This window comes from Intrasporangium chromatireducens Q5-1 (genome assembly GCF_000576575.1).
Taxonomy (GTDB): domain Bacteria; phylum Actinomycetota; class Actinomycetes; order Actinomycetales; family Dermatophilaceae; genus Intrasporangium_A; species Intrasporangium_A chromatireducens.
The window spans coordinates 1-2,799 of record NZ_AWQS01000369.1 but is presented as its reverse complement, the minus strand read 5'-3'; the positions used below and the strand labels follow the sequence as shown (position 1 = coordinate 2,799).

The window sequence follows — 2,799 nt, the reverse complement described above, 5'->3', positions numbered from 1 at the left end:
TTCCCATTCGTGCCGGAAGCGGCGCACGTCGTGCAGGCTCGGTGCGTCGTCCCGGTCGGTGGCGAGCAGCTTGAACGCTCCCCCGGCGGCGACTGGGGACAGCTGAGCCCAGTCGCCCACCAGCAGCACCTTCGCTCCAGCCGCGCGGGCATGGGCGGTGATGGTGTCGAGGTCGAAGGTGCCGGCCATGGAGGCCTCGTCGACAATCACCAGTTGGTCCGATCGCAGTCCCCACCTCTGCGCCTCGGCGTACACCTCTCGGGCACGCTCGCGCAGCCGCCGGGTCGCCAGTGATGGGCCGGCCCACCGCAACTTCCTCTGTAGCTCCTCGAGCTCGGCGAGCCGAGCGGGTTGCCGCATCGCCTCGTGGATCCACTTGGTCGTGTTCTCGGTCGGGATCCCCACGGCGTCAGCGAGGACCTCTGCGGCGGCCGCGGACGGCGCCAACCCGACCACGCTGCCCGGCCCGAACGCCGACTCCCACGTGGCCCGAACGCCGGCCATCGCCGTCGACTTGCCCGTCCCGGCCGGCCCCACGATGACGTCCACGGCCCTACCGGACGCAAGCACACGGCATACGGCCTCCGCCTGGTCCGCGGACAACACGGTGGCCCTCCCGGGCAACGGGACGGCCGCGACAGCGGCCGCCGTCGCCTCGTCGACGCGCGGCGCGTCGACTGCGCGCCCAGCCGCGAGGAGCCGGTCCTCGGCCTCGATCACCTCCCGCGTCGCATACGTGACCCCGTCCCGCGGAGTCAGCCGCGAGGTCCCATCGGCCCGCCGCAACGCGGCCGGCAGCACCCCCGCATCCGCCGGGGTGAGCCGCACCGCCTCCCACAACGCGAGCGCGGTCACGTGCTCCGCGACCGTCACCCGCTCGGCCGGGTCGGCGAACCGAACCCCGGCGATCTGGCGCAGCACCTCAGCGAGGATGTTGCTGCGCGAGAACGTCGCCCGCCGCGCCCCCACCGTCCTCAGGGCCACCGCGGCGGCGTCGGCCAGCATCCCCTCCGACAGATCGGCCGCGCGCAGCAGGGGCAGATCGTTGCGCCCGGCGAGAGTCGCGACCCACGCCTCGGGCTCCGTCCCGACGTGCGGTTCCGCGCGCCGGCGCCACCCGGTGATGAGGTCGGACAGCGCGTGCAGCTGCTTGTCCGGGCGGGTGGCCAGCGTCGCCTGCTGCCGCAATCGCAGCACCTCCGCGGACGTTGGGCCGCGTCCGTGCGCGGCCCGAAACTGCGCGACGAGAGCGTTCTTGGCGTCCTCGATCTGGCTCGTCCGGCGCGAGAACTCGTCCGCCAAGGTCTGGGTGACCCCGGCCACTTCCCACTTCTCCACCGGGGAGTGCCGCCGCGTGTGAGCCTCCCAGCCCCACCCGAGATCCGCAGTGAGCAAGTCGGCGAGGACGCCGTTGTACAGCTCGGACAGGCCGACCGCCGCGCGGAACAGCGCCTTGCTGTCGAGGGTCCGCCACCCGCCATCCGAGGCGGCCTGCACCCGGTTCAGCACGACGACGTGGGTGTGCAGCTGCGGGTCGCCGGCGCGCGAGTCCCAGTGGTCGAAGGCCGCCGCGACGACCCCAAGGGTGTCCTGCGAGACGACCCCGCCCCGACCGGTGCGGGTCGCGAACACCTCCCGCTCCGCGTACGCGATGACGGACTCCAGCGCCCGCCGATGCGCCGCATGCACTCGCGCGCGGGTCGCCTCGTCGCCGAGCGCCCACGCCACCGACACGCTCTTCGGGACGCTGAATGTGAGATCGAACCCGGCCACCGGCTGGGGCGCCTTCCGCTTCCGTCCCAAGGCGTCTTCGTATGCCGCTGGGCGGGCCACCGGTGCCCGGCCGAGCGGGTGCCCAGTGACCGGGTCCTGCAGCATGCCGAGCATCCGCCATAGGTGCTCCTCCGTCACCGTCGTGCCGGGTTCGATGCCGCGGCCGCAGTCCAGACCAGCGAGTCCCTTGCCGAGGAATCGGCCGGGCGGGGTGCCCTCTGCCGTGTAGTAGGCGGTGAGCGGATCCGATGTCCGTCCTGCGGCGTCGGCGCGGGCGACCGAGGACATCAGGTACCGGTACCCGGCCCCCAAAGTCATGCGCCTGATGGACATCGTCATGCCTAAACAACCGACCGTGGGGGGGCACGATCCGATGTTGCATCAGATGCGACTTTCGCCCAGCCGCTCACCTTGGTGCCAGACGTGTGGCGTGAATGAATGGGGGTCTTGGGAGGGCCCGCCAGTCGAGTGATCCGCGGCAGGGCATGGGCGGCTTGGACGTCGGTAGCAGTTGGGAGATCCGCCGGGCGGCGAGTTGATGGCGTCAGGGTTGGCGGAGGGGCCGAGATGAGGAGGAGATCGGGAGTCGTCAGGTGGCGTTGAATGGTGACCCGATCGATGCCGTAGTGAGGGTGTAAGACGATCCCAACAATCAGGAATCGAGAGGCGGCCGACAGTGTCCGAAGAACTCCCTGTGAATGACCAGGCCAGAGCCCGCTTACGGGAGGCCCAGAAGTCCGAGGCCAACGCGCTGCGCGAAGTCGTTGGCGCGCAGAAGGCGCGGCAACGACTGCAGGACCGGCTCAATCAGGCCAACAGTGAGCTGGACGCCAAGCTCGTGAAACTCGTTGAGTCCTCGGGAGTAGCGCGTGCCGCTCGGCTGACGGGGGAGGCGCCCAGGAGCTTGCGCGAGAAGGCCCGCGCCGCCGGCCTCAAGCCATCGCAACTTCAGTGAGAATTGCACCAAAGACCTGTCGCCCTCATAGGCTGGTGTATCGCACGTGATCACTCCATGAAAAGGACACC

2 protein-coding genes are annotated in these 2,799 nt (G+C 70.6%); one reads left to right on the top strand and one right to left on the bottom strand.

Features of this window, described 5'->3' with window-relative positions; translation table 11 throughout:
* Window positions 1-2,112 (bottom strand): MobF family relaxase (gene mobF, locus N864_RS21110; RefSeq protein ID WP_034722045.1); only part of this gene is annotated, 2,112 nt, incomplete at its 3' end.
* Between the two features lie 355 nt (window positions 2,113-2,467).
* On the opposite strand from mobF, the gene N864_RS24895 reads away from it, so the two are divergent.
* A complete protein-coding gene (locus N864_RS24895) occupies window positions 2,468-2,728 on the top strand; it encodes a hypothetical protein (RefSeq protein ID WP_155893050.1) in 261 nt (86 codons plus the stop codon).
* Window positions 2,729-2,799 lie beyond the last annotated feature (71 nt).